A 25,330-nucleotide genomic window follows, 5' to 3' on the forward strand; every position below is an offset into this window, starting at 1 on the left:
CCCACCCCTGACCCCTCCCCGCCGCAAGCGGGGGGAGGGGACCTACCCACGCTGTCGTCTTCACCGCACCGGATCGCGATCGGATGTCACGCCATTCCCCTCCCACCGCTTGCGGCGGGGAGGGGTCAGGGGTGGGGGGAGTGCGGAGCCGCGCGTTCCGGTCGCTTGCGGCCGGTAGAGTCGTCAGTGTGACGTCGCCCTTAGCCCCGCCAGGTCCTGCGCCGGCAGCCAGAACACCTCGCCCTCGCTCTCCTCCGAATCCAGCCAGAGGAAGGGCAGGTCGAACTCCTCCTCGAGGATGTCGCGGCCCGTGCCGATCTCGCAGAGCAGGCCGCCATCCGGCGTGAGGTGGTTACCCGCTTCGCGGAGGATGCGGCGGACGATGTCCAGCCCGTCGGCGCCGCCGAGATGGGCCATGACAGGCTCGGCCTTGAACTCCGCCGGGAAGGCGTCGACCTCGCCCTGCGCCACATAGGGCGGGTTGGTGATGATGAGGTCGTAGCGTCGGCCCTTGAGCGGCGCGAAGAGGTCGCCCTGGAAGAGGGTGACGCGCTCGCCCATCTCGTGGTCGGCGACATTGAGCTTCGCCACCTCCAGCGCATCGCCCGAGAGGTCCACCGCGTCCACCGCGGATTCGGGAAAGGCCATGGCGGCGAGGATGGCGAGACAGCCCGAGCCGGTGCACAGGTCGAGGACGCGCTCCACCGCGAAGGGATCCGGCACGGGCCCCGCGCCGTCGCCGGCCAGCGCGCCGGTCATGATCATCTCGCCGAGATAGGAGCGCGGGATGATCACCCGCTCGTCGACGCGGAAGGGCACGCCCTGGATATAGGCGCGTCCCAGCAGATAGGGCGCCGGCTTGCGGGTGGTGACGCGCGCCTCGATGAGGCCGAGGAGCCTCTCGCGCTCGGGGCGCGTCAGCCGCGCCTCCAGCCAGGGCGCGAGGTCGTCGATGGGCAGTGACAGACCTTCGAGCAGGATGAAGGCAGCCTCGTCGAGCGCCGTCGTCGTGCCGTGGCCAAAAGCGATCTTCGCCGCGCCGAAGCGCGAGACGGCGTAGCGCAGGAGGTCGCGGACGGTGATGAGGTCGTCGGCGGGCGAGGCGGGCGTCGGGGCCATGGTGATCCGTCTGTGGTCCGAGGCAGCGGCCTCGCGAGGGGGTGCTAGCGGCTTCGTGCCCCTGGTTCAAGCATCGCGCCCGGCCGATCACAAGCGCGAGACCAGCCCCGTCGCCGCCGCAAAGGACGGGCAGGACGGCCACGGCCTCGCCCAAGTCCGGGGCGATGGTCGCCTTGCGGATCACCGGTTTCGGAGGCATTCTGACCCCGGTCCGCAGGCCCGTCCGGCGCGCAATCCGATGCGGCGCCCCCCTTTCCCATCGGGACACGAGAGAGCGACGAGTGAATATTCTGACCCCGATTCGCGTCGTGGCGCTCGCCGCCGGCCTTGCTCTCGCCGCGGTGTCGTCGGCCTTCGCCCAGTCCCGCAGCCAGACGTTCGAGCCGCTCGGACCGACGCCGACCTTCCGTGACGCGCTGCGCGCCTCGGTCTATGGCAATGTGCTGGCCGCCCGCCTCGCCTCCAATGTGCGCGATACGGCGACCGCCTCGGTCTACTGGCGCGCAGCGCTCCGCCAGGATCCGCGCAACAACGAGATCCTCGAGCGCGCCTTCATCACGACGCTGGCCGATGGCAATGCCGACGAGGCCATGCCGCTCGCCGAGCGGCTGATCCAGGTCGATCGCGCCCATCGCCTCGCCCGCCTCGCGCTCGCCATGCGCGCCATCAAGGCGCGGCAGTTCCAGACGGCGCGCACGCACCTGACCGCCGCGCCGCGCGCCAATGCCGACCTCACCTCGGCGCTGCTCATCGCCTGGACCCATCTCGGCTCGGGCGAGCCGCAGGCCGGCGTTGCCGCCCTCGATCGCCTCACCGGTGCCGACTGGTATGCGCTGTTCAAGAACTTCCATGCCGGCCTCATCCTCGACGCCGCCGGCCGCAGGACGGAAGCCGGCCAGCGGCTGGAAGAGGCCTACAAGCTCGACCCGACCATCCTGCGGATCGTCGATGCCTATGGCCGCTGGGCCTCGCGCGCGCGCAATGCCGATGAGGCGCGCCGCATCTTTGCGGCCTATGACAAGGTTATCCCGAGCCACCCGATCATCACCGACCTGCAGGAGAAGCTCGGCCAGCCCGGCGGCCTGCCGGTGCTGGTGCGCAACAGCCAGGCGGGTGCGGCGGAGGTCCTCTACGGGCTCGGCTCGGCCCTGTCGCGCCAGGGCGGCGAGGATCTCGCGCTGATCTATCTCCAGCTCGCGCGCTATCTCGAACCGCAGCACGAGATGGCGATCCTGTCGCTCGCCGACCTCTACGAGTTCCTCAAGCTGCCGCGCCGGGCGATCACCGCCTTCGACGACATGCCGGAGCGCTCGCCGCTCTACCGCAATGCCCAGATCCAGCGGGCGCTGAACCTCGAGCAGATCGACCGCACCGACGAGGCCCGCCAGGCCCTGTCCGAGCTGATCACCCGCAACCCGCAGGACCTCGAGGCCATCCAGGCTCTCGGCAATATCCAGCGGGCCCGCAAGCTCTTCGCCGAAGCCGCGGCGACCTATTCCAGGGCGCTGGCGCTGATCCCGACGCCGACGTCGCAGCACTGGATCTATTTCTACTTCCGCGGCATCGCCTATGAGCGCACCAAGAACTGGGACAAGGCCGAAGCGGACCTGAAGAAGGCGCTGGAGCTGATCCCCGAGAACAATGTCCGCGGCCGCGCCCAGGTGCTGAACTATCTCGGCTATTCGTGGGTCGACCAGGGCGTGAACCTCGAACAGGGCCTCGACCTCGTGAAGAAGGCGGTCGAGCTCACGCCGGAGGACGGCTACATCGTCGACAGCCTCGGCTGGGCCTATTACCGCATGGGCCGCTACGAGGAGGCGGTGGTGGAGCTTGAGCGCGCCATCGAGCTGAAGCCCGAGGATCCCGTCATCAACGACCATCTGGGCGATGCCTACTGGAAGGTCGGCCGGCAGCTCGAGGCGCGGTTCCAGTGGAACCATGCCCGCGACCTCAAGCCGGAGCCCGACGATCTCGTGCGCATCCTGGACAAGATCGCCAACGGCCTGCGCGAGATCCCGCAGGAAACGAGCCGCGCCTCCGGCGATGCCGCCCCTGCGCCCAAGCCGAACTGACGGTTGCGGTCGCCGCCATGGCTGAGGCCGCGAGCGTTGCGCGCGCGCCGGCGAAGGTGAACCTCACCCTCGTCGTCCGGCGGCGCCGCGAGGATGGCTATCACGACCTCGAAAGTCTCGTCGTCTTCGCGCGCTGCGGTGACGAATTGCGCTTTGCGCCGGGCGGCGAAGGGTTTCGCCTCGCCATGCGCGGGCGGACCGCCGCAGCAGCTGGCCCCGACAGCGACAATCTTGTGCTGCGCGCCGCCCGGGCTCTCGCCGCCACGGCACCCGTGCCCGGAGGCACTTTCACTCTCGTGAAGCGGCTGCCTGTGGCAGCCGGCCTTGGCGGCGGCTCGTCGGATGCGGCGGCCGCGCTCAGGCTGCTGGCGCGTGTGGGCGGTCTTGCCCCTGATGACGACAGGGTCCTCGCTGCGGCGCGCGCGACCGGCTCCGATGTCCCGGTCTGTCTCGATCCCCGGCCGCGATTCATGCGCGGCACCGGCCATGACCTGGGGCCACCCCTGTCGCTGCCGCGGCTGCCGGCGCTTCTGGTCAATCCGGGCGTGGCAGTCTCGACGCCGGCGGTGTTCCGCGCGCTCGGCCTTGCCGCCGGGACCGAACGCGAGGGAGACCCGGCGACGGTTCTTGAAGCCGGGCCCGCCGCGCCGCGCGCCGGCCTCCTGTCGCTCATCGCAGCCTCACGCAACGAGCTTGAAGCCCCCGCTGTGGCGCTGGCACCGGAGGTCGCCACCGCGCTCGCGGCGCTCCGGGCCGATCCCGGCTGCCTTTTTGCCCGAATGTCCGGGTCTGGAGCGACGGTGTTCGGGCTGTTCGACACCTGTCGTGCAGCGGCGCGCGCGGGGAAGGTGATCGCCGCGGCTCATCCGGGCTGGTGGGTGAAGCCGACCATGCTGGGGTGACGCGGAACGGGCGGCTTGATGCAGCCTCAGCCGCCGCGATACCGCCGCCATCCTGCGGCCCGCAGATCGCAGGCCGGGCAAGTTCCGCAGCCATGGCCCCAGTCGTGCACATGCTCGCGGTCGCCGAGATAGCAGGAATGGCTCTCCTCGCGGATGAGCTCGACCAGCCCCTCGCCGCCGAGCCGCTCGGCCAGCCGCCAGGTCTCCGCCTTGTCGATGAACATCAGCGGCGTGTGGAGCACGAAGCGGCTCTCCATGCCGAGGTTGAGGGCCACCTGCAGCGCCTTGATCGTGTCGTCGCGGCAGTCCGGATAGCCGGAATAGTCGGTCTCGCACATGCCGGCGACGATGTGCTTGAGGCCGCGGCGATAGGCGAGCGCCGCCGCGAAGGTGAGGAAGACGAGGTTGCGGCCGGGCACGAAGGTGTTGGGCAGGCCCTGGTCGGTCATGGTGATCTCGACCGACCGGGTCAGGGCCGTATCGGAGACCTCGCCAAGGGCGCCAAGGCCCAGCGTGTGGTCGGGTCCGAGGCGGGCGGCCCAGTCGCCGTTCACCCGCCCGAGGCCGTCCCGCACGGTGGCGCGGCATTCCAGCTCGACGGCGTGGCGCTGGCCATAGTCGAAGCCGAGCGTCTCGACATGGCCGAAGCGGTCCAGCGCCCAGGCGAGGCAGGTGGCGGAATCCTGGCCGCCGGAGAACAGGACGAGGGCGCCGCTATCGTCCATCGTCGCCACGGGCTCAGTGGGCCCGGGCGATGCAGAAGTCGACGGCCTGGACGAGGGCGTCCTTCATGGCGCTGTCGGGGAAGAGGGCGAGGGCGTCCTTCGCCATCTCGCCGTAGTGACGGGCCCGCTCGATCGTGTCGGTGAGGGCGCCGTGGCGGGTCATGAAGCCGATGGCGGTCTCCAGGTCCCCATCCGAGATCGCGCCGTCGACCAGCACCTTCTTCCAGAAGGCGCGCTCCTGCTCGGAGCCGCGGCGGAAGGCGAGCACCACGGGCAGGGTGATCTTGCCCTCGCGGAAATCGTCGCCGGTGTTCTTGCCGAGCTTCTGCGACTTGCCGCCATAGTCGAGCGCGTCGTCGACGAGCTGGAAGGCGATGCCGAGATTCATGCCATAGGCGCGGGCGGCGGCCTGCTCGGCCTTGGGCCGCTCGGCGATGACCGGGCCGACCTCGCAGGCCGCGGCGAAGAGCTCGGCCGTCTTGCCGCGGATCACCGCGAGATATTCGTCTTCCGTGGTCGAGGTGTTCTTGGCGGCGGCGAGCTGCATCACCTCGCCCTCGGCGATGACGGCGGCGGCGGTCGACAGGATGTCGAGGGCGCGGAGCGAGCCGACCTCCACCATCATCTTGAAGGCCTGGCCGAGCAGGAAGTCGCCGACCAGCACCGAGGCCTCATTGCCCCAGACCATGCGCGCCGCCGGCTTGCCGCGGCGCATGTCGCTCTCGTCGACGACGTCGTCATGGAGCAGCGTCGCCGTGTGCATGAACTCCACCGCCGCGGCGAGCTTCACATGGCCCTCGCCCTGGTAGCCGGCGAGGGCGGCGGTCGCGAGGGTCAGCATCGGCCGCAGGCGCTTGCCGCCGGAGGAGATGAGGTGGTTCGCCACCTCCGGGATCATGGTGACCTCGGAACCGGTGCGCGAAATGATCATCGCGTTCACCCGTTCCATGTCGGCCCTCGTGGCCCCGACCAATGCCTCGATCGAGGCCCTGTCCTTCTCGAAGGGGACGACGACTGCCACGCCATGCTCCACGAAACCCGCCCGCGCGGGAGCGCGGGTCGCCGCCCCGGGATAGGGGCGAAATGATGGCGGGACAATAGGGCGGTGGCGTGGTCTTCTCAAGCCGCGGCCGGTCACGAAACGGCGCGCAGGGGTGGCGAGAGGTCGCGGTGGCGGCCAATCGGCTGCGGCGGGCGGCGCCAGAGGAGGGACGGCTTGGAGGAGATCATCCGCACCGGCGATCCGGTCCTCGTCAGCGCCGTGGAGGCGCTGCTGACGGGCGAGGGGATCGGTTATTTCGTCGCCGACCGGCATGTTTCGGCGCTGGAGGCGCGGATTGCCGCCTTTCCCATGCGGATTCTCGTCGCCGGCGAGGACGCACCACGGGCCCGCCGCGCCATCGTCGATGCCGGCTGGGGCGACACGCTGAGGGTCGGCCCGCCCTGACACCGGGGCTCATTCCTTCGGCTTGACGTGCACGTCACGTGTTCATCCCCGCTGTATTGTATGCAACACTATGCATATGAGCGCACTCAGCGATCCGCTGCTGGACATCACGGCCGATACGGTGCTGGGCGGGCGCGTCCAGATCCACCAGCCGCGCGCCGGTCATCGCGCCGGCCACGACGCCGTGCTGCTCGCCGCTGCCGTTCCCGCCGTGCCGGGCGACCGGATCCTCGATCTTGGCGCCGGCGTCGGCACCGCCGCCTTCTGCCTCGCGGCGCGGGTGCCGCAGTGCTTCCTGACGCTGGTCGAGATCGACCCTGAACTCGGCGCCCTCGCCGAGCGCAATGCCAGCGCCAACGGCTTCGGCAACCGCAGCCGCGTCGTGGTGATGGATGCGCTGTCCCGCGGCACCTCGCGGGAGAAGGCAGGTTTGTTGGTGGGCGAGATCGACCGCGTCATCACCAATCCGCCCTTTCACGATGCGCCGCGCCACCGCGTCTCACCGGGCACGCGCCGCCGCCTCGCCCATGCCGGCGGCGACGAGGTGCTGGCGGGCTTCCTGCGAACCGCCGTGGCGGTGCTGCGGCCGGGCGGGACGGTGACGCTGATCCACCGCGCCGACCGGCCGGAGGCACTGCTGGCGGCGATGAAGGGCCGGTTCGGCGGCATCACCATCCGCCCGGTCCATCCCAAGCCCGAGGCCCCGGCGATCCGGCTGCTCGTCACCGGCACCAAGGGCTCGCGCGCGCCGGTATCGATCCTTCCCGGGCTGGTGCTGCAGGACTGCCTCGGCAAGCCGACGGCGGAGGCCGAGGCGGTGCTGCGGGGTGGGCGGGGGCTTTAGCCGCCTGCCTCAGCCCTCGATCTTCGAGAAATCGGCGACCGTCGCGGTGGCGGCGCGGAGCTGGCCGAGAATGCGCAGGCGGTTCTCGCGCAGCGCCGGGTCGTCAGCGTTCACCGTCACCTTGTCGAAGAAGGCATCGACCGCCGGGCGGAGCTCGGCGAGCGCCTTCATCGCCCCGGCATAGTCCTCGCGCGCCACCTGATCGCGGGCTTCGGCAGAGGCCAACTGGAGCTGCGAAAACAGCGCCTTCTCCTCGGGCAGGCCTTGTGTTTCGACGAGGGCGGCATCCGGCGCGCCGTCATGGGCGCGGCCGTCCTTCTTCTCCTCGATGCGCAGGATGTTGATGGCGCGCTTGGTGCCGGCGAGGAGGTTCTTCCCGTCCTCAGTGCCGAGGAGGGCAGCAAGCGCCTCGACGCGGCGGACCACCAGCAGCAGGTCGTCATTGCCCTCGCCGGAGGCCAGCACGGCATCGACGAGGTCGTGGCGCTGGCCCTGATCGCGCAGCAGGACCTTTAGACGGTCATGGAAGAAGGAGAGGAGGTCGGATGAGAAGCCGTCGATCTGACCGAGCGGGAACTTCAGGCCGTTGTCCGTCAGCAGGCGGATGACACCCAGGGCTGCGCGCCGGAGGGCGAACGGATCTTTTGAGCCAGTCGGCTTCTCGTCGATGCGCCAGAAGCCGGTGAGCACATCCAGCTTGTCCGCCAGCGCCACGGCCACGGCGACCTTGTCGGTCGGCACGCGGTCGCTCGGCCCCTGCGGCTTGTAATGGTCCTCGATGGCGGCGGCGACGCTGTCGTGCTCGCCCTGGAGGAGGGCGTATTTCCGCCCCATCAGGCCCTGCACCTCGGGGAATTCGCCGACGACCTCGGTCATGAGATCGGCCTTGGCGAGTTCCGCGGCGCGCTCGGCGAGGTCGGGATCGGCGCCGACCAGCGGCGCGATGTGGCGGGCGAGCGCCTTGATGCGGTCGACGCGCTCGCCTTGCGTGCCCAGCTTCTCGTGGAAGACGACGTTCAACGCGCGCAGCTTCGCCATGCGCTGGTCCAGCGGCTTGCCCTTGTCCTCGAAGTCGGGGAGGGCCTTCTGGTCGGTCTGCCAGAAATAGAGCGCGTCGGAGAGGCGGGCGCGGATGACGCGCTCGTTGCCGGCGATGATGGCCTTGCCGCCATCGCTCGCCTCGATATTGGCGGTGAGCACGAAGCGGTTGGCGAGGCGCCCCGTCTTCGGGTCACGCACCACGAAGCACTTCTGGTTGGCGCGGATCGTGGCGCGGATCACCTCGTCGGGAATGGCGAGGTAGCTCTCCTCGAAGGCGCCCATGAGCACGACCGGCCATTCGACGAGGCCGGCGACCTCGTTCAGTAGCCCCTCGTCCTCGACCAGCTCGAAGCCTTGAGCGAAGCAGAGATTGCACGCGTCGGCGAGGATGCGGCGCTTGCGCTCCTCCGGGTCGGCAACGACGAAGGCCTTGTCGAGGCTCGTCAGGTAATCGTCCATCCGACGGGCGCGGATGGTGGCGGGCGCCATGAAGCGGTGGCCGCGGGTCGTGTCGCCCGAGGCGATGCCGTCAACCGCGAAGGGCACCACCGCCGGCTCCTCGGTTTCGGGACCGAAGGTGCAGAGGATCGACTGGAGCGGGCGCACCCAGCGCAGCGACGAGGTCGAGGTGGAGGCGGCGCCCCAGCGCATCGATTTCGGCCAGGGGAAGGACCGGATCACCTCGGGCACGATCTCGGCGATGACGTCGGGCGTCGGCCGGCCGGGCTTCTCGATGATGGCGATGTAGCTGTCGCCCTTCTTCGGGTCGGACTGGATGACGGCCTGGTCGATGGAGGCGAGACCGGCGCTCTTCAGGAAGCCCTGGATGGCGGCCTCGGGGGCGCCGACGCGCGGGCCCTTGCGCTCTTCCTTCACGTCCGGCGAGGCGGGCGGAAGGCCATGGACGGAGAGGGCGATGCGGCGCGGCGTGACGACGACGCGGGCGCCCTCGTAGAGGCAGCCCTTCGCCACCAGCGCGTCGGTGACGGCCTTCTTCAGATGCGCGGCGGCGTCCGCCTGCATGCGGGCCGGGATCTCTTCGGAGAGGAGTTCGAGGAGAAGGTCGGGCATGTCAATCACGCATCTGCAGGAGCTGCGACAGGACCCAGGCCGGTTCATCGGAGCCGGCCACGTCGTCGATCAGCCAGCGGCCGTTCTCGAGGGCGAGGTCGAAGGTGATGGTGCGGGTCTCCGCCTCGGTCGCGAAGACCTTCACCGTCACCGCGACCTTGGCGCGCCGCTCGTCGCGGCTCACCACCCGGTAGACGTTGCGGGTGTGATAGTTGTCGTCACTGTCCTGGCAGCCGCAGGCGAAGCCGAAGTCGAGGCCCGGCATAACGTCGCCGCTGCGGCGGGAGCGGGCCTGCTGCTCGGTGTAGAGGCGGCGCAGCCGCGGGGTCAGGAAGGGATTGACCGAAGCCCGGCCGGGCTTGGCGTAGAACGCGCGCAGGGCGGCGACCGGATCGGCCGGCGGGGCAGCCTGCTGGGCGAGGGCGGGAGTCGCGGCGGCGAGCGCAGCGACCACGAGGGTGCGGCGGGTCAGGAGGGTCATGCTTGCGCTCCACCGGCTTCGGTCTTCAACCAGGCCGCGCCGCAGGCCTTGGCCAGTTCGCGGACGCGCAGGATGTAGCTCTGACGCTCGGTGACGGAGATGACGCCGCGGGCGTCCAGCAGGTTGAAGGCGTGGCCGGCCTTCAGGCACTGGTCATAGGCGGGCTGGACCATCAGGTGACGCTCGCCGCTCTCGCCCTTACCAAGCAGCGAGCGGCATTCGGCCTCGGCCTCGGCGAAGCGGCGGAACAGGGCGCTCGTGTCGGCATGTTCGAAATTGTAGCGGGAATATTCCTGCTCGGCCTGCAGGAAGACCTCGCGATAGGTGACCTTCTCGGCTCCGTCGCGGCCGTTGAAGTTCAGCTCCATGATGCTCTCGACGTTCTGCAGGTAGCAGGCGAGACGCTCGAGGCCGTAGGTCAGCTCGCCGGAAACCGGGGCGCATTCGATGCCGGCGACCTGCTGGAAGTAGGTGAACTGCGAGACCTCCATGCCATCGCACCAGCACTCCCAACCAAGACCCCAGGCGCCGAGCGTCGGGTTCTCCCAGTCGTCCTCGACGAAGCGGATGTCGTGCAGCTTCGGGTCGAGGCCGATCGCTTCCAGCGAGCCGAGATAGAGCTCCTGGAGGTTCGGCGGGTTCGGCTTCAGGATGACCTGAAACTGGTAGTAGTGCTGCAGCCGGTTGGGGTTCTCGCCGTAGCGGCCGTCCTTCGGCCGGCGCGAGGGCTGCACATAGGCGGCATTCCACGGCTTCGGCCCGAGCGAGCGCAGCATGGTGCCGGGATGGGACGTGCCGGCGCCGACCTCCATGTCGTAGGGCTGGAGGATGACGCAGCCCTTGTCCGCCCAGAACGTCTGGAGCGCCAGGATCAGGCCCTGGAACGAACGATCGGGCCGCATATGCGGCGGGAGGTCGGGTCGGGACATCGCGATGCGGCCTGTCGGGACGGTAAGCGTCGTCCCTTAAAGACCGGGTGCGAGGGGGTCAACCGCCGTCAGAACGGGCGATATTCGCCGGTCACGGGATCGCGCCGCAGGCGATGGACGGGTTTATCGACCCGCACAGGCTTCAGCTGTAGCTGGAGGGAGCGGCGGACCATCACGTAGGTCGCGATCACGATGCCTGCGACCGCGGCCGCCATCAGAACTGGAGCCATGATTCTCTCCGATCGCCCTCAATGCTGCGTCGCAGGATGACACGCCTGCATTGGGGCGAAAACGCGGCGCTTTGTCCCCCCTCACCGGCAGGTGATCACCTTGGTCGGCAGGCCCTCGAACAGACCGCGGGCCTGCGGCGAGGCATCGAGGCCGAAATCCTCCGCCGACAGGGCGCCCTTCTCGGCCAGCGGCACCACGGCGCGGCGGATGATGCTGGCCTCGGCGCGGCGCCAGAAGCCGGCATCGGCAGGGGCGGTGGTGTCGATCGGGGTGCGCGGCGCCATGAAGCCGCCGACGAAGAGGTTGATATTGGCGGCAGCGAGGTGGCGCAGGTGCCGGTCGCAGGGCGTGTAGGCGAGCGCCCTCAGGTCATTGGCGACAATGGCGGCGTGGTCATAGACCGCGTTGCCGCCGCGGCGTGGCCCGATGGGCGGGGGCAGGAGGCGGGGGCCGTCGATCTCGACATAGCCCTCGCGGCGGCGCAGCACGACCGGGCCGACCGGCGCATAGACTTGCGCCATGGCGGCGGGGCCGACCAGGGCCATGCCGGTCGCGGCGGTCGAGACCTCGCGGACGCCGGGCACCATGGACATGATCCGTGGGCCAGGTTCTGCCGGAGCGGCGGCGACGGGCGCCGGCGCACTCCGCCAGGGCGTTGCAATGGCCGGCAGGGCGGGAAGGGCGGCCGGGCCACCGATCACGCTGAAGCCCGCAAAGCCGATGGCGAGGCTCGCGCCCACCAACAGAAGAAGGGACGGGCCGCTTGCGGCCGCCGCCTCTTCGGCAGGACGGCCGCGGTTCTTCCTGAATGTCATGGCCACGTCGTCAGGCATGGTCACTCGCCGCAGAAACGGAAACTGCGGCCATCATGCCTGACCATCCGTGAGAGGTGACTTAACGTCAGCGGTTTCTTTGAAGCAAAAACCGGTGTGACGGGTAACGAGCGGTCAACGAGCCTGCCGCTTAGCCGACCGTGACCGTCGGCTGTCCGTGATCGGCGATGGCTGTCGCGACCCGGCCGCCGCAGAAGCGGGTGATGAGGGCGGCGGTATCGGCGGCCGCGGCCTCGACGTTGCCCCAGCCATTGGTCTGGACCGTGACGATCGCCCGCTGCGTCGCTGGCGTGATGATGGTGCGGGCGTCCTGCCGCCAGTTCCAGCGACGGCAGAGGACATGGCCTGCGCCGGCATAGACCACCTCGCCGTCCTTGGGCGGATCGTTCGGGTCCTCGCCGGCCTCCGCCGCCATGTCGATGAAGGTGTCGCCCTCGCGCGCGAAGCGGAAGGCGAAGGGCCCTTGCGCCTTGTCGCCATCGTCGGCACCGACGCAGGCGACGGCCGCGAGCGAGGCGGCGTTGTAGGCATCGACGAAGGCGTTGATGGCGGGCAGCGGTCGCTCGGCGAGGGCGTTCTTCATCAGGCGCTCGACCGAGCAGCGGTAGCTCGTCTTCTTGATGCCGAAGCCCTTATAGGCGGCCCGCCATGCGGCGATGCCGGGAATGGCGGCCAGATCGGTCCCGGCATAGGCCGCGCGGGCGGCGGCCTCGCGCTCGGCGATGAGTGCGTCGAGCGCCGGGGGGCGTATTGCCGGGATCGCCAGCCCCTCGCAGAGAAGCACGGCGACGCGGAAGTCGGGGAACCTGTCGGTGAGGTCTGCGATGGTGAGCGTGACGGCCATGGATCATCGCCTAGCCGCAGGCGAGGGGCGGGGCAAGTCGCGGCGCTGAACGTCGCGGCGGAGCGCCGGGCGCGCTAGGCTGCCGTCACGGATTCGCCGCAACGGCGATTACAGGATAGGTCATGACCCAGCGCGCGCCCCTCACCCTTCTCGCCCTTGCGGTTCTCGTCGGTGGCGTCCTGCCGGCCTCGGCCCAAGGACAGGGCAGCCAGCAGGGCGGCCAGCAGGGCGGCCAGCAGGGCCAGCGGCTGCGCGGCGCCGATTTCGCCGGGTTCTGGGCGGCGCAGCCGGGCGGGCGCGCCGGCGTCGAGATCCGCGTCACCGGTGCGACCATCGTGGCGCGCGAGCTGTTCCAGACCCAGGCCGCCGGCCGCTGCGGCACGGAGGGGCGCGGCCGCCTCACCGGCTTCACCTCGCGGCTCAACTTCCGCGGCCGCTGCGCCGACGGCAGCCGCACCTCGGAGACCTGGTGCTCGGTGACCCTGCAGAGCCGCGATCGCATCTCGTCGCGCTGCGGCAACGGCCACACGATGACGCTGCACCGAGTCAGGGGCTGAGGGATAGCGGCAGCTGCGGTTCCGAGTGCAGGCTGCGCCCTGCACTTGCCGGACTCCCGGCTCCAGCGGTCATCGGCTACGCCGCCTGAACCTTGCGGCCATGCCCAGGCGAGGCCCCGGCATGGCACGCTGGCCTCACATCCCCGGATAGTTCGGACCGCCGCCGCCCTCGGGCGTCACCCAGTTGATGTTCTGGGCCGGATCCTTGATGTCGCAGGTTTTGCAGTGGACGCAATTCTGCGCGTTGATCACGAATTTCGGGTCGGTCTTGGCCTCGGCATCGGCATAGACGACCTCGTAGACGCCCGCCGGGCAGTAGAGCCGCGCCGGCTCGCCGTAGGTCGGCAGGTTGTCGCGGATCGGCACCGCCGGGTCCTTCAGCGTGAGATGGACCGGCTGGTCCTCCTCGTGATTGGTGTTCGACAGGAACACGCTCGACAGCTTGTCGAAGGAGATCACCCCGTCCGGGCGCGGATAGACGATGGGCTTCACCTCGGCGAGAGGCTTGAGGGTCGCGTAATCGGCCTTGCCGTGCTTCAGCGTGCCGAAGGGCGAGGCGCCAAAGATCGAATTGATCCACATGTCGACGCCGCCGAGGATGACGCCGCCGATCGTGCCGAGCTTCGACCAGAGCGGCTTGACGTTGCGCACCGGCCAGAGGTCCTTGCCGATGGCGCTGGAGCGCCAACTCTCCTCATAGGCTGAAAGCTCGTCGTGGGAGCGGCCATCGGCGAGCGCCTTGGCCAGGTGCTCGGCCGCCAGCATCCCGGAATGGACGGCGTTGTGTGAGCCCTTGATGCGGGGAACGTTGACGAGGCCCGCCGCGCATCCGAGCAGTGCGCCGCCGGGGAAGGCGAGCTTCGGTACGGACTGCCAGCCGCCCTCGGTGATGGCGCGGGCGCCGTAGGACAGGCGCTTGCCGCCCTCCAGCGTCGGGCGGACCATCGGGTGCTGCTTGAAGCGCTGGAACTCGTCGAAGGGCGAGAGCGTCGGGTTCTCGTAGTTCAGGTGGACGACGAAGCCGACATAAACGAGGTTGTCCTCCGCGTGGTAGAGGAACGAGCCGCCGCCGGTCTTCATGTCGAGCGGCCAGCCGAAGGAATGCTGGACGAGGCCGGGCTGGTGGTTCTCCGGCTTGACCTGCCAGATTTCCTTGAGGCCGATGCCGTACTTGCCGGGCTCGCGGCCCTCGTCGAGCTTGAAGCGCTTGATGAGCTGCTTGGACAGGTGTCCGCGGGCGCCCTCGGCGAAGAGCGTGTAGCGGCCGCGCAGTTCCATGCCGCGGGTGAAGCGGTCGGTGATCTCGCCGTCGCGGGCAACGCCCATGTCGCCGGTGGCGACACCGGTGACGGCGCCCTTGTCGTCGAAGAGCACCTCGGCGGCGGCAAAGCCCGGATAGATCTCGACGCCAAGCGCTTCGGCGCGGGCGCCGAGCCACTTGGCGACATGGCCCAGCGAGCCGATGAAGTTGCCGTGGTTGTTCATCAGCTTCGGCATGCCGAAATTCGGCAGGCGCATGCCGCCGGCGGGACCGAGGAAGTAGAAGCGGTCGTCGGTGACCTCCTGCTTCAGCGGCCGGTCCGGGTCCTCGCGCCAGTCGGGCAGCAGCGCATCGAGCCCCGAGGGGTCGATGACGGCGCCGGAGAGGATGTGGGCGCCGACCTCGGAGCCCTTTTCCACAACCACGACGGACAGATTTTCGTCGATTTGTTTAAGGCGGATGGCAGCGGCGAGGCCGGCCGGGCCGGCACCGACGATCACGACGTCATAGTCCATGCCCTCGCGCTCGGGCAGGTCCATCGCTTCGGCCATCGAACATCCTCGTGACTGCGGAAAGCACAGGGCTTTCCTCGGTGTTTTGCAGGTTTCTAAAGCACGGCTTCCCGTCGAAGACAACGCGTCGAGCGGCCGAGGGGGGCCGTCCGCGATGCCGCGGCGGGAGCGTCCGTCGCACCGCGCGGCCGGCGTTAACCCTTCGGTAAGGTCCGTTAACGATGTCTTAACAACCCCTCTTGTGCCGCAAAGATTAACAGGAGATTAATGACCCCGGGTCGCAGGGCAGTCATCGTTGGTTCAGGGGTTTTCACCCATGGTTCGCTTTGCGTCCTGGTTTTTCATCGCTGCTTTTGGCATGGCCGGCATTGCCGTCGAGGCCGCCGCGCAGCAGCCGCAACAGCAGCAGCGCCGCGTCGCCTCTCTGGCCGCCGGCGCCTCCACCTCGGCGCCCATCGGCTGGGTGCAGTTCTGCAACGAGAACCCGGTGGATTGCGCCCAGCGCTCGCCGGCTGCCCGTAGCGTGACGCTCACCTCGGCCGCCTTCGCCCAGCTCGCCCGGATCAACGTCCAGGTGAACCGCGAGATCCAGCAGGTCACCGACCTCGAGCTCTTCGGCGTCGAGGAGTACTGGACCTATCCGGTGGACGGGAAGGGCGACTGCGAGGACCTGGTGCTTGAGAAGAAGCGCCGCCTCATCGCCCTCGGCGTGCCGCGCGAAGCCATGCTGATCACCGTAGTGCGCGATCTCAACGGCGACGGCCACGCCATCCTGACCGTCGTCACCGATCGCGGCGACTATGTGCTCGACAACTTCACCAACGAGGTGAAGCTCTGGCACGAGACCGGCTACCGCTTCATCAAGCGCCAGTCGCAGACCGATCCCAACCAGTGGGTCTCGCTGAACGGCGGCGCCGCCGGCCCGCAGCTGGTCGCCAATCCGCGCCGCTGAGTTTCCTCATCACAGCGTCATCTCCCCGGCGGTCGCAGCGGGTGGAGAGGCAAGGCCGGAGCGGGTCGCAGCGCTCCGGCCTTTCGCCTATGATGGGCCCATGACCCTGTCGCTCACCCCTGATGAGATCGAGGCGCTGCTCGTCTTCTACCGCGACGCCGGCGTCGACGTCGCGCTCTCGGAAGAGGCGGTGGACCGTTTCGCCGAGGCGGATGCCGAGCTTGCCCGCCGCCGCGAGGCCGCCGCCGCCCGCGCCGCGGAGATGGCGGCGCCGGCTGTCGCGCGTCCCCGACCGGTGAGCGCCGAGGGCGCGCCGCCCTCGCCCGATTCGGCGGTGGCCGCGGCGCGCGACGCGGCGCGGAATGCCACCAGCCTCGACGCGCTGAAGGCCATCGTCGAAACCTTCGACGGCTGCGCTTTGAAGACCACCGCCTCGAAAACGGTGTTCGAGGACGGCGCCCGTGATGCCCGCATCATGTTCGTCGGCGAGGCGCCGGGCCGCGAGGAAGATCTGGAGGGCAAGCCCTTCGTCGGGCGGTCGGGTCAGCTGCTCGACCGGATGCTCGCCTCCGTCGGCCTCGACCGGGCGACCAATGCCTATATCGCCAACATCATCCCCTGGCGGCCGCCCGGCAACCGCACGCCGACGCCGCAGGAGATCGCCATCTGCGAGCCCTTCATCCGCCGGCAGATCACGCTGAAGGCGCCGGAGCTCTTGGTCTGCGTCGGGGCGCCGTCGACCGAGACGCTGCTGGGCCTCAAGGGCATCATGAAGGCGCGCGGCCGGCTGATGCCCTTCACGCTGGAGGATGGGCGGGAAATCCAGGCCATAGCCACGCTCCATCCGGCCTATCTGCTGCGCAGCCCGATCGCCAAGCGTCAGACCTGGCGGGACATGCTGACCATCCGCAAGGCGCTGGGGATGTGAGGGGGATGGGGCGCCTTGCATCATGCAGGCCCTAGTCCTCCCTGATCTTTTTCAGCGAGCCGAAGGTCATGCGGTGGTGCGGCGAGGGGCCGTGGGCCTTCAGCGCATCGCGATGGACCTTGGTGCCGTAGCCCTTGTGCAGGTCGAAACGCCAGTGCGGGAAGGCGCCATGGACCTCCCGCATCAGCCGGTCGCGATGGACCTTGGCGAGGATCGAGGCCGCGGCAATGGAGAGAACCAGCGCGTCGCCGTCGACGATGGCCTCGCCCGAGACACCGAGAGGCAGGGGCGGCACGTCCCGGCCGTCGACCAGCACGTGGCGGGCGGGGAAGGCGAGGGCCGTCACCGCCCGGCTCATGGCGTGGAGCGTCGCCTTGCGGATGTCGGTCGCGTCGATCCGCGCGGGGCCGGAGGAGGCGATGGCGCAGGCGAGCGCCGAGCGCGTCACCGCCTCGTAGAGCGCCTCGCGGGCCGGTTCGTCGAGCACCTTGGAATCGGCGAGCCCCTCGGGGATCGCCTGCGGGTCCAGGATCACCGCGGCCGCCACGACCGGGCCGGCGAGCGGGCCGCGCCCCGCCTCGTCGACGCCGGCCACCGGCGCGAAGCCCTGGGCGAGAGCGCGGGCCTCGAGGCTGAAGGTGGGAATCAGGACGGCCATGTCCCTGTCTCGCCGAAGGGGCGCGGGGCGGCAAGACGGGCTTGTCGTTCCGATTCAACCTGCGGGGTGAAAGGCTAGTTCACCCAAGGGGTTGGTCGCAGGCGTGAAGAGCGAGAGTCCGGCGGTTGAGACGGTGAATCAAGCGCCTCACCTGGCGATTCAGGCCGCCGGCGGGTCTGGCGGCAGTTCCAGTGAGCCGTCCGGCCTGAGCGTGATGAAGGGGTTCCACGCGATCTCGATCGGGTGGCCGTCAGGGTCAGCCACATAGCTGGAATAGCCGCCCCAGAAGGCGTCGTGCGGGTCCTTCAGGGCTGTCGCGCCAGCGGCGAGTGCGGTGGCGAAGGCGGCATCCACCGCCTCCCGCGAGGGCAGGGTCCGTGCGAGCGTGATGCCGCCGAAGGGCGCGCGGGGCTCTGCCGGCAGCCCGGCATCCTCGGCGAGGGCGCCATGGCCATAGAGCGCGAGCACCGTGCCACCGGCGGCGAAGAAGCTGATGCTCGGCCGGCTCAGCGCCGCCGAGCGGCGGAAGCCGATGGCTTCATAGAAGGCGGTGGCGCGGGCGATGTCCGCGACCCCGAGGGTGATGATGGCGATGGCGGCGGACATGCGGGTCGCTCCAGGGTGGGGTTCGGCCGCGCGCGGCCCGTGACGTCAGAACAGGCTGAGCTGCTCGGCCGCCGCAAGCCCCTTGCGCGGAGGCGGCTTGAAGTGGCGCGTCTCGAGGCGCAGCGAGCGACGGTTGAAGCCGAGGCGCTCGCGGGCGATCTCGAAGCGGCGCCCGATCATCCAGGCGAAGGGACCGGTGCCCTTCTGCCTGAGGTGGAAGGTCGCGTCATAGTCCTTGCCGCCGCGGGTGTCCTGGATCAGCGAGAGGACGTGGCGGGCGGCATCCGGCCGGTTGGCGACAAGCCATTCGCGGAACAGGTCGCGGATCTCGTGGGGCAGGCGCAGCAGCACATAGCCGGCCTCGCGGGCGCCCATATGCCAGGCAGCGTCAAGGATGCGCTCCATCTCCGCGTCGTTCACCACCGGAATGATCGGCGCCACCAGCACCGCCGTCGGCACGCCAGCCTCGGCGAGCAGGCGGATCGCTTCCAGCCGCTTCGGCGGGGTGGAGGCGCGCGGCTCCAGCGAGCGCGCGAGCTTCGGATCGAGCGTCGTCACGGAGATCGCCACCTTGGCGAGGCCCTTCTGCGCCATGCGCGCGAGGATATCGATGTCGCGGGTGACCAGATGGTTCTTGGTGACGATGCCGACGGGGTGGTTCGCCGCCTCCAGCACTTCGAGGATGCGGCGGGTCAGCGTCCATTGCCGCTCGATGGGCTGGTAGGGGTCGGTATTGGTGCCGATGGCGATGGTGCGCGGCTGGTAGCCTGGCGCCGCCAGCTCCTTTTCGAGAAGCTCCGGCGCATTGGGTTTGGCGAAGAGCAGGGTCTCGAAATCGAGGCCGGGGGAGAGCCCCATATAGGCGTGGCTCGGCCGGGCGAAGCAGTAGGTGCAGCCGTGCTCGCAGCCGCGATAGGGGTTGATCGAGCGGTCGAAGTTGAGATCGGGCGACTCGTTGCGCGTGATGATCCGCTTCGCCTTCTCCTCGGTCACCGTGGTCGCGAGCGGGGGGAGGTCCTCGAGGCTGTTCCAGCCGTCATCCACCGCCTCGCGGCTCTCGCGCTCGAAACGGCCGGAGGGGTTGGTCAAAGTGCCGCGGCCGCGGCGGCGGTCCTGGGCGATGCCGCTGCCGCCGGTCACATCGAGTGAGCGAGCGGTGTGCAGCCCGAAGATTCGCGCTGCGGCGGCCTCCATTCCGGTGCCGTTCATCAGCTCGGGATCAGGATCGGGACGCGTCGAGGGGGCGGGGCGCGGCATGGCCGGACGCTAGCAGCGGGCGGCCCGAGTCTCAAGAACAAAGGCGGAACAAAACAAAGTGCACGTGGGGATCAGGTCCGAGAGGCTCTTGCGTTTGGCGATGAGCGGGCATAAAGATATCTTTATATGTGAGTGAATGATGTGACGACCCCTGCCACCACGACAGCCCGCGCGATCCAGCCCGGCTACGGTTTCGACGACGCGGTCGCGGTTCTCCGGGCCGTCGGCGAGCCGACGCGCCTGCGCCTGATCGCCCTGCTGGTCGAGGCGGAACTGACCGTCACCGACATGGTCGACATTCTCGGCCAGTCGCAGCCGCGCATCTCCCGCCATCTCAAGCTTCTGCTGGAGGCCGGTCTCGTCGAACGGGTGAAGGAGGGCTCCTGGGCCTTTTTCCGGGGCGCGGGTGAGGGGCCGGGCGCCCGCACGGTCGATGCGCTCGCCGCCCTGGTCGATCCTGCCGACGCGATCCTTGCCAGCGACCGCGACCGCCTCGCAGCGGTGCGCGCCAAGCGTTCGGCCGAGGCACAGGCCTTCTTCAGCCGCCATGCCGCGGACTGGGGCCGGTTGCGGGCCCTGCACGTGCCGGAGGAGCGCGTCGAACGCGCCGTGCGCGAGGCGCTTGCCGGTGGTCCGCTGCGCTCGCTGCTCGATCTTGGCACCGGAACGGGGCGGATGCTGGAGCTCTTCGCCCCGGAGATCGAGCGCGGCCTTGGCATTGATGCCAGCCCCGAAATGCTGACGCTCGCCCGCGCTGCCCTCGACCGCGCCGGCATCCGCCATTGTTCGGTGCGCACCGGCGATATCTATTCGCTGGCGCTGCCGCGCGACGCCTATGACGCAGTGATCATCCACCAGGTCCTGCACTTCCTCGACGACGGCGCCCGCGCCATCCGCGAGGCGGCGCGGGTCCTTCGCCCCGGTGGGCGCCTGGTGGTGGTCGACTTCGCACCGCACGAGCAGGAGTTCCTGCGCGAGGCCCATGCCCATCGCCGCCTCGGCTTCGCCCGCGACGTGATCGAGGGCTGGATGGCCGCCGCCGGGCTCACCCCCACCCGCTTCCAGAACCTCGTTCCCGACGAGGCCGGTAGCGGCAAGCTCACCGTTTCCGTCTGGGTCGGCCGCGACCCCCGCATTCTCACCGATGCCCCGGTTCCCCCGGCGGCCAAAGCCATCGAGGTCGTCTGATGTCCTCCGCCTACAAGCCGAGCCGCTATGTCTCGCGCTCCCGTCTGAAGGTCTCCTTCGAATTCTTCCCGCCGAAGACCGAGGAGATGGAGCAGACTCTGTGGGAATCGATCGAACGGCTCGCCCCGCTTGAGCCCTCCTTCGTCTCGGTGACCTATGGCGCCGGCGGCTCGACCCGCGAGCGCACCCACGCGACCGTCTCGCGCATCATCAAGGAGACGGCGCTGAAGCCGGCGGCGCACCTGACCTGCGTCGCCGCCACCAAGGCCCAGGTGGACGAGGTCATCCGCGACTATTGGGCGGCCGGCGTGCGCCATATCGTGGCACTGCGCGGCGACCCCGTGGGCGGCGTCGGCACGGCCTATGAGAGCCATCCCGGCGGCTACGAGGGCTCGCCCGAGCTCATCGCCGGCATCCGCGCCATCGGTGATTTCGAGGTGTCGGTCTCGGCCTATCCGGAGAAGCACCCCGAGAGCCCCTCGCTCGACACCGACATCGACATGCTGAAGCGCAAGGTCGATGCGGGTGCGACGCGGGCCATCACCCAGTTCTTCTTCGACAATGACGTCTATCTCCGCTACCTCGACCGCGTCCGCGCCGCCGGGATCACCATTCCGATCGTGCCGGGCATCGTGCCGGTGCAGAACTTCAAGCAGACCGCGGGCTTTGCCGCCCGCACGGGGGCCAGCGTGCCGGACTGGCTCGCCAAGCGCTTCGAGGGCCTGGAGAACGATCCGGCGACCCGCAAGCTCATCGCCGCGGCAGTGGCGGCCGAGCAGGCGCTCGATCTCGTCGATCGCGGCGTGACCGAGTTCCACTTCTACACGATGAACCGGGCGGACCTCGTCTATGCGGTCTGCCACCTCCTCGGCCTCCGGCCGAACGAGGCGGTCCCGAGCGCTGTTGCGGCTTGAGACGGAACGCGAAACCTCTGGAGCCTGCCCGATGACCCAGTTCCCGCACCACCACGCCGATGGCGCCGAGGTCCTCGCTGCCCTGACCAAGGCCGCGAAGGAGCGCATCCTGGTGCTCGACGGCGCCATGGGCACGATGATCCAGCGCTACAAGTTCTCTGAGGCCGATTTCCGCGGCGAGCGTTTCGCCCACTGGACCCACGACCTCAAGGGCAACAACGACCTGCTGATCCTCACCCGTCCCGATGTGGTCGAGGCGATCCATCTCGAATATTTCGAGGCGGGCTCGGACATGGTCGAGACCAACACCTTCTCCTCCACCTCCATCGCCCAGGCCGATTACGGCATGGAGTCCCTTGCCTATGAGCTGAACTACGAGGGCGCGCGCCTCGCCAAAAACGCCGCGCGCCGCGCCGAGGCCAAGGACGGCCGCCGCCGCTTCGTCGCCGGCGCCTTCGGGCCGACCAACCGCACCGCCTCCATCTCGCCGGACGTCAACAATCCCGGCTTCCGCGCCATCACCTTCGACCAGCTGCGCGAGGCCTATGCCGAGGAGGCCCGGGGCCTCATCGATGGCGGCTCCGACATCATGCTCGTCGAGACGATCTTCGACACGCTCAACGCCAAGGCGGCGCTGGTGGCGATCGAGGAGGTCTTCGAGGAGCGCAAGGTGCACCTGCCGGTGATGATCTCCGGCACCATCACCGACCTCTCGGGGCGCACCCTCTCGGGCCAGACGCCGGAAGCCTTCTGGTACTCGCTGCGCCACGCCAAGCCCTTCTCGATCGGGCTCAATTGCGCGCTCGGCGCCAAGGAGATGCGCGCCCATATCGCCGCCATCTCCAAGGTCGCGGACACGCTGGTCTGCGCCTATCCCAATGCCGGACTGCCCAACGAGTTCGGCCTTTACGACGAGAGCCCGGAGGCCATGGCGGGCATGGTCGGCGAGTTCGCCACGGCGGGTCTCGTCAATGTCGTCGGCGGCTGCTGCGGCTCGACCCCGGACCACATCGCCGCCATCGCCAAGGCGGTGGCCGGCGTGAAGCCGCGGCCGATCCCCACCCTCGAGACCAAGCTGCGCCTGTCCGGTCTCGAAGCCTTCGAGTTCGCGGCGTGATGCGTCGCGCTCCCCTTTCTCCTGCCCTGAGTGCCCGATGACCACCCCCGTCGCGTCCTTCATCAACATCGGCGAGCGAACCAATGTCACCGGCTCGGCGAAGTTCAGGAAGCTGATCACCAACGGCGACTATGCGGCCGCGCTCGACGTCGCGCGCGAGCAGGTCGAGAACGGCGCCCAGGTCCTTGACGTCAACATGGACGAGGGCCTGCTCGATTCCGAGAAGGCCATGGTGACCTTCCTCAACCTCATGGCCGCCGAGCCCGACATCGCGCGCGTGCCGGTCATGGTCGACAGCTCCAAGTGGGAGGTGATCGAGGCCGGCCTGAAATGCGTGCAGGGCAAGGCCATCGTCAATTCGATCTCCATGAAGGAGGGCGAGGAGAAGTTCATCGAGCAGGCGAAGAAGGTCCGCCGCTACGGCGCGGCCGTCGTCGTCATGGCCTTCGACGAGGTCGGCCAGGCCGACACGTTCCAGCGCAAGATCGAGATCTGCGAGCGCGCCTATCGCATCCTCGTCGACCAGGTCGGCTTTCCGCCCGAGGATATCATCTTCGATCCCAACGTCTTCGCGGTGGCGACCGGCATCGAGGAGCACAACAATTACGGCGTCGACTTCATCGAGGCGACCAAATGGATCCGGCAGAACCTGCCGCACGCCCATGTCTCCGGCGGCGTTTCGAACCTGTCCTTCGCCTTCCGCGGCAACGAGCCGGTGCGCGCGGCGATGCACTCGGTCTTCCTGTTCCACGCCATCCGCGTTGGCATGGATATGGGCATCGTCAATGCCGGCGCCCTGCCGGTCTATGACCAGATCGACCCGGAGCTGCGCGAACTCTGCGAGGATGTCATCCTCAACCGCCGTCCCGACTCCACCGAGCGGATGGTGGATGCCGCCGCTCGCTTCAAGGGCGATGGTTCGGCCCAGCAGGACAACAAGAAGGACATGTCCTGGCGCGAGAAGCCGGTCGGCGAGCGCCTGACCCATTCGCTCGTCCACGGCATCACCGAGTTCATCGAGCAGGATACCGAGGAGGCCCGCCAGCAGGCGGTGCGCCCCCTCCACGTCATCGAAGGCCCGCTGATGGACGGCATGAACCATGTCGGCGACCTGTTCGGAGCCGGCAAGATGTTCCTGCCGCAGGTGGTGAAGTCTGCCCGCGTGATGAAGCAGGCAGTGGCCTATCTCCAGCCGTTCCTCGAGCAGGAAAAGCGCGACATGGGGCTGGTGGACAAGCCGGCCGCCGGCAAGATCCTCATGGCGACGGTCAAGGGCGACGTCCACGATATCGGCAAGAACATCGTCGGCGTCGTGCTCCAGTGCAACAATTACGAGGTCATCGACCTGGGCGTCATGGTGCCGGCCCAGCGCATCCTCGACGAGGCGCGCAAGCACGAGGTCGACATGATCGGCCTGTCGGGCCTCATCACCCCCTCGCTCGACGAGATGGTGCATGTCGCCTCCGAGATGGAGCGCGAGGGCTTCAACATTCCGCTGCTGATCGGCGGGGCCACCACCTCGCGCGTCCACACCGCGGTGAAGATCCACCCGAACTATTCGCGCGGCCAGACCGTCTATGTGCTCGACGCCTCGCGCGCGGTGGGCGTTGCCTCGGCGCTGCTGTCCGAGGAGCAGAGGGGCGGCTACATCGCCGACATCCGCACCGAATATGCCAAGATCGCCGAGGCGCATCTGCGCGGCGAGCAGACCAAGCAGCGCCTGCCGCTGGCGGATGCCCGCGCCAATGCGCTGAAGCTCGATTTCGAGGCCTACAATCCGCCGAAGCCGCGCTTCACCGGCACCCGCGTCTTCGAGGATTACGACCTCGCCGACCTCGTCTCCTGCATCGACTGGACGCCGTTCTTCCAGACCTGGGAGCTGAAGGGCCGCTATCCCGTCATCCTCGACGACGACACCTATGGCGAGGCCGCGCGCAACCTCTTCAAGGACGCGCAGGTCATGCTGCAGCGGATCGTCGGCGAAAAGTGGCTGACGGCGAAGGCCGTGGTCGGCTTCTGGCCGGCCAACCGCGCCGGCGACGACATGGTGCTCTATGCCGACGAGACCCGCCGCAAGGAGATCGCCCGGCTGCACAGCCTGCGCCAGCAGATCGCCCGGCGCGAGGGTCGCGACCGCGCCCATATGGCGCTGGCGGACTACGTGGCGCCGGCCGGCAAGGCCGACTGGATCGGCGGTTTCGTCGTCACCGCCGGCATCGGCGAGGAGGCGATCTCGAAACGGTTCGAGGACCAGAAGGACGATTATTCGTCCATCCTCGCCAAGGCGCTGGCCGACCGCCTCGCCGAGGCCTTCGCCGAGCGGATGCACCAGCTCGTCCGCAAGGAGCTGTGGGGCTATGCCACCGACGAGGTGCTGTCGAACGAGGAGCTGATCCTCGAGCAGTATCGCGGCATCCGCCCGGCGCCGGGCTATCCGGCACAGCCCGACCACACCGAGAAGGACACGCTGTTCCGCCTGCTCGATGCCGAGCGCGCCATCGGCGTCCGCCTCACCGAGAGCCGCGCCATGTGGCCGGGCTCCTCGGTCTCCGGCCTCTACTTCTCCCATCCGGACAGCGAGTATTTCGGTGTCGGCCGGGTCGAGCGCGATCAGGTCGAGGACTATGCCGCCCGCAAGGGCTGGACGGTGGAGGAGGCCGAGCGCTGGCTCGCCCCAGTGCTGAACTACGATCCGGCCCTGCTGCGCAATCTCAGCCAGGCCGCGGAGTGAAGCGGTGACGGCCGGTTCCACCCCCGGCCGTCGCTTGGCATCCCCGGTGGCCCGTGCTTTGGCCCGCGATGCGTGGCGCAGCGGCCAGGCCCTTGCGCGTAGCGTCCGAT

Annotated in this window: 22 protein-coding genes and 1 pseudogene; 10 read left to right on the forward strand and 13 right to left on the reverse strand. The window is 69.0% G+C overall.

The features are described from left to right. Positions 1-183 precede the first annotated feature (183 nt). A complete protein-coding gene (gene prmB, locus O9344_RS17315) occupies positions 184-1,119 on the reverse strand; it encodes a 50S ribosomal protein L3 N(5)-glutamine methyltransferase (RefSeq protein WP_298480259.1) in 936 nt (311 codons plus the stop codon). A gap of 281 nt (positions 1,120-1,400) precedes the next feature. Between prmB and O9344_RS17320 the strand changes: the two genes are divergently transcribed. Both O9344_RS17320 and O9344_RS17325 read left to right on the forward strand, forming a co-directional pair. Beyond that, positions 1,401-3,191: a tetratricopeptide repeat protein gene (locus O9344_RS17320; protein WP_298480262.1), complete on the forward strand. Its 1,791-nt coding sequence runs from the start codon at positions 1,401-1,403 to the stop codon at positions 3,189-3,191. 17 nt (positions 3,192-3,208) lie between these two features. Further along, the gene (locus tag O9344_RS17325) at positions 3,209-4,093 is read left to right on the forward strand and encodes a 4-(cytidine 5'-diphospho)-2-C-methyl-D-erythritol kinase (RefSeq protein ID WP_298480264.1); all 885 of its coding nucleotides are present in this window, start codon (positions 3,209-3,211) and stop codon (positions 4,091-4,093) included. A gap of 26 nt (positions 4,094-4,119) precedes the next feature. Here O9344_RS17325 and queC read toward each other — a convergent pair whose 3' ends face one another. Together queC and O9344_RS17335 are read right to left on the reverse strand one after the other, a co-directional pair. Continuing rightward, complete coding sequence (gene queC / locus O9344_RS17330; RefSeq protein WP_298480402.1) at positions 4,120-4,818, reverse strand: 7-cyano-7-deazaguanine synthase QueC; 699 nt, start codon at positions 4,816-4,818, stop codon at positions 4,120-4,122. Positions 4,819-4,831: 13 nt separating this feature from the next. Next, complete coding sequence (locus tag O9344_RS17335; protein ID WP_298480267.1) at positions 4,832-5,839, reverse strand: polyprenyl synthetase family protein; 1,008 nt, start codon at positions 5,837-5,839, stop codon at positions 4,832-4,834. A 195-nt stretch (positions 5,840-6,034) separates the two neighbouring features. Between O9344_RS17335 and O9344_RS17340 the strand changes: the two genes are divergently transcribed. Together O9344_RS17340 and O9344_RS17345 are read left to right on the forward strand one after the other, a co-directional pair. Then, the gene (locus O9344_RS17340) at positions 6,035-6,265 is read left to right on the forward strand and encodes a DUF2007 domain-containing protein (protein ID WP_298480270.1); all 231 of its coding nucleotides are present in this window, start codon (positions 6,035-6,037) and stop codon (positions 6,263-6,265) included. Positions 6,266-6,341: 76 nt separating this feature from the next. Further along, positions 6,342-7,109, forward strand: coding sequence for a methyltransferase (locus O9344_RS17345; protein ID WP_298480273.1), 768 nt, complete (start codon positions 6,342-6,344; stop codon positions 7,107-7,109). Between the two features lie 9 nt (positions 7,110-7,118). On the opposite strand, the gene glyS is transcribed toward O9344_RS17345, so the two are convergent. The 6 genes from glyS to O9344_RS17375 form a co-directional block, all read right to left on the reverse strand. After that, positions 7,119-9,221: a glycine--tRNA ligase subunit beta gene (glyS, locus tag O9344_RS17350; protein ID WP_298480276.1), complete on the reverse strand. Its 2,103-nt coding sequence runs from the start codon at positions 9,219-9,221 to the stop codon at positions 7,119-7,121. 1 nt (position 9,222) lies between these two features. Then, on the reverse strand, positions 9,223-9,702 hold the full coding sequence (locus tag O9344_RS17355) for a DUF3828 domain-containing protein (protein WP_298480279.1): 480 nt from the start codon (positions 9,700-9,702) through the stop codon (positions 9,223-9,225). After that, entirely contained in the window at positions 9,699-10,631 is a 933-nt protein-coding gene (locus O9344_RS17360) for a glycine--tRNA ligase subunit alpha (protein ID WP_298480282.1), read from the reverse strand. The genes O9344_RS17355 and O9344_RS17360 overlap by 4 nt, the downstream gene beginning before the upstream one ends. Before the next feature lie 68 nt (positions 10,632-10,699). Then, positions 10,700-10,861: a hypothetical protein gene (locus O9344_RS17365; protein WP_298480285.1), complete on the reverse strand. Its 162-nt coding sequence runs from the start codon at positions 10,859-10,861 to the stop codon at positions 10,700-10,702. An 81-nt stretch (positions 10,862-10,942) separates the two neighbouring features. Then, positions 10,943-11,677, reverse strand: coding sequence for a hypothetical protein (locus O9344_RS17370; protein WP_298480286.1), 735 nt, complete (start codon positions 11,675-11,677; stop codon positions 10,943-10,945). 148 nt (positions 11,678-11,825) lie between these two features. Next, positions 11,826-12,539, reverse strand: coding sequence for a phenylalanine--tRNA ligase beta subunit-related protein (locus tag O9344_RS17375; protein WP_298480289.1), 714 nt, complete (start codon positions 12,537-12,539; stop codon positions 11,826-11,828). Between the two features lie 122 nt (positions 12,540-12,661). Between O9344_RS17375 and O9344_RS17380 the strand changes: the two genes are divergently transcribed. After that, positions 12,662-13,096 carry a hypothetical protein gene (locus tag O9344_RS17380; RefSeq protein WP_298480292.1) on the forward strand — a complete coding sequence of 145 codons (435 nt, stop codon included), beginning with the start codon at positions 12,662-12,664 and terminating at the stop codon, positions 13,094-13,096. Positions 13,097-13,231: 135 nt separating this feature from the next. On the opposite strand, the gene O9344_RS17385 is transcribed toward O9344_RS17380, so the two are convergent. Continuing rightward, on the reverse strand, positions 13,232-14,908 hold the full coding sequence (locus O9344_RS17385) for an electron transfer flavoprotein-ubiquinone oxidoreductase (protein ID WP_298480295.1): 1,677 nt from the start codon (positions 14,906-14,908) through the stop codon (positions 13,232-13,234). 277 nt (positions 14,909-15,185) lie between these two features. Between O9344_RS17385 and O9344_RS17390 the strand changes: the two genes are divergently transcribed. Both O9344_RS17390 and O9344_RS17395 read left to right on the forward strand, forming a co-directional pair. After that, positions 15,186-15,821: a transglutaminase-like cysteine peptidase gene (locus tag O9344_RS17390; protein ID WP_298480298.1), complete on the forward strand. Its 636-nt coding sequence runs from the start codon at positions 15,186-15,188 to the stop codon at positions 15,819-15,821. A gap of 100 nt (positions 15,822-15,921) precedes the next feature. Beyond that, positions 15,922-16,749 carry a uracil-DNA glycosylase gene (locus tag O9344_RS17395; RefSeq protein WP_298480300.1) on the forward strand — a complete coding sequence of 276 codons (828 nt, stop codon included), beginning with the start codon at positions 15,922-15,924 and terminating at the stop codon, positions 16,747-16,749. Between the two features lie 31 nt (positions 16,750-16,780). Here O9344_RS17395 and O9344_RS17400 read toward each other — a convergent pair whose 3' ends face one another. The 3 genes from O9344_RS17400 to O9344_RS17410 all read right to left on the reverse strand — a co-directional run bounded on the left by O9344_RS17400 (position 16,781) and on the right by O9344_RS17410 (position 19,222). Then, on the reverse strand, positions 16,781-17,407 hold the full coding sequence (locus O9344_RS17400) for a ribonuclease HII (RefSeq protein ID WP_298480303.1): 627 nt from the start codon (positions 17,405-17,407) through the stop codon (positions 16,781-16,783). Positions 17,408-17,566: 159 nt separating this feature from the next. Beyond that, entirely contained in the window at positions 17,567-18,013 is a 447-nt protein-coding gene (locus O9344_RS17405; protein WP_298480306.1) for a VOC family protein, read from the reverse strand. 45 nt (positions 18,014-18,058) lie between these two features. Then, positions 18,059-19,222: a PA0069 family radical SAM protein gene (locus tag O9344_RS17410; protein ID WP_298480405.1), complete on the reverse strand. Its 1,164-nt coding sequence runs from the start codon at positions 19,220-19,222 to the stop codon at positions 18,059-18,061. A 222-nt stretch (positions 19,223-19,444) separates the two neighbouring features. On the opposite strand from O9344_RS17410, the gene O9344_RS17415 reads away from it, so the two are divergent. The 3 genes and pseudogenes from O9344_RS17415 to metH all read left to right on the forward strand — a co-directional run bounded on the left by O9344_RS17415 (position 19,445) and on the right by metH (position 25,220). Next, positions 19,445-20,458: a metalloregulator ArsR/SmtB family transcription factor gene (locus O9344_RS17415; protein WP_298480408.1), complete on the forward strand. Its 1,014-nt coding sequence runs from the start codon at positions 19,445-19,447 to the stop codon at positions 20,456-20,458. After that, entirely contained in the window at positions 20,458-21,372 is a 915-nt protein-coding gene (metF, locus tag O9344_RS17420; RefSeq protein WP_298480309.1) for a methylenetetrahydrofolate reductase [NAD(P)H], read from the forward strand. Before O9344_RS17415 ends, metF begins: the two co-directional genes overlap by 1 nt. Before the next feature lie 31 nt (positions 21,373-21,403). Further along, positions 21,404-25,220: pseudogene (metH, locus tag O9344_RS17425) on the forward strand (methionine synthase). Positions 25,221-25,330 lie beyond the last annotated feature (110 nt).

Origin of the sequence: Phreatobacter sp., from assembly GCF_027532945.1 — a bacterium.
Classification (GTDB): domain Bacteria; phylum Pseudomonadota; class Alphaproteobacteria; order Rhizobiales; family Phreatobacteraceae; genus Phreatobacter.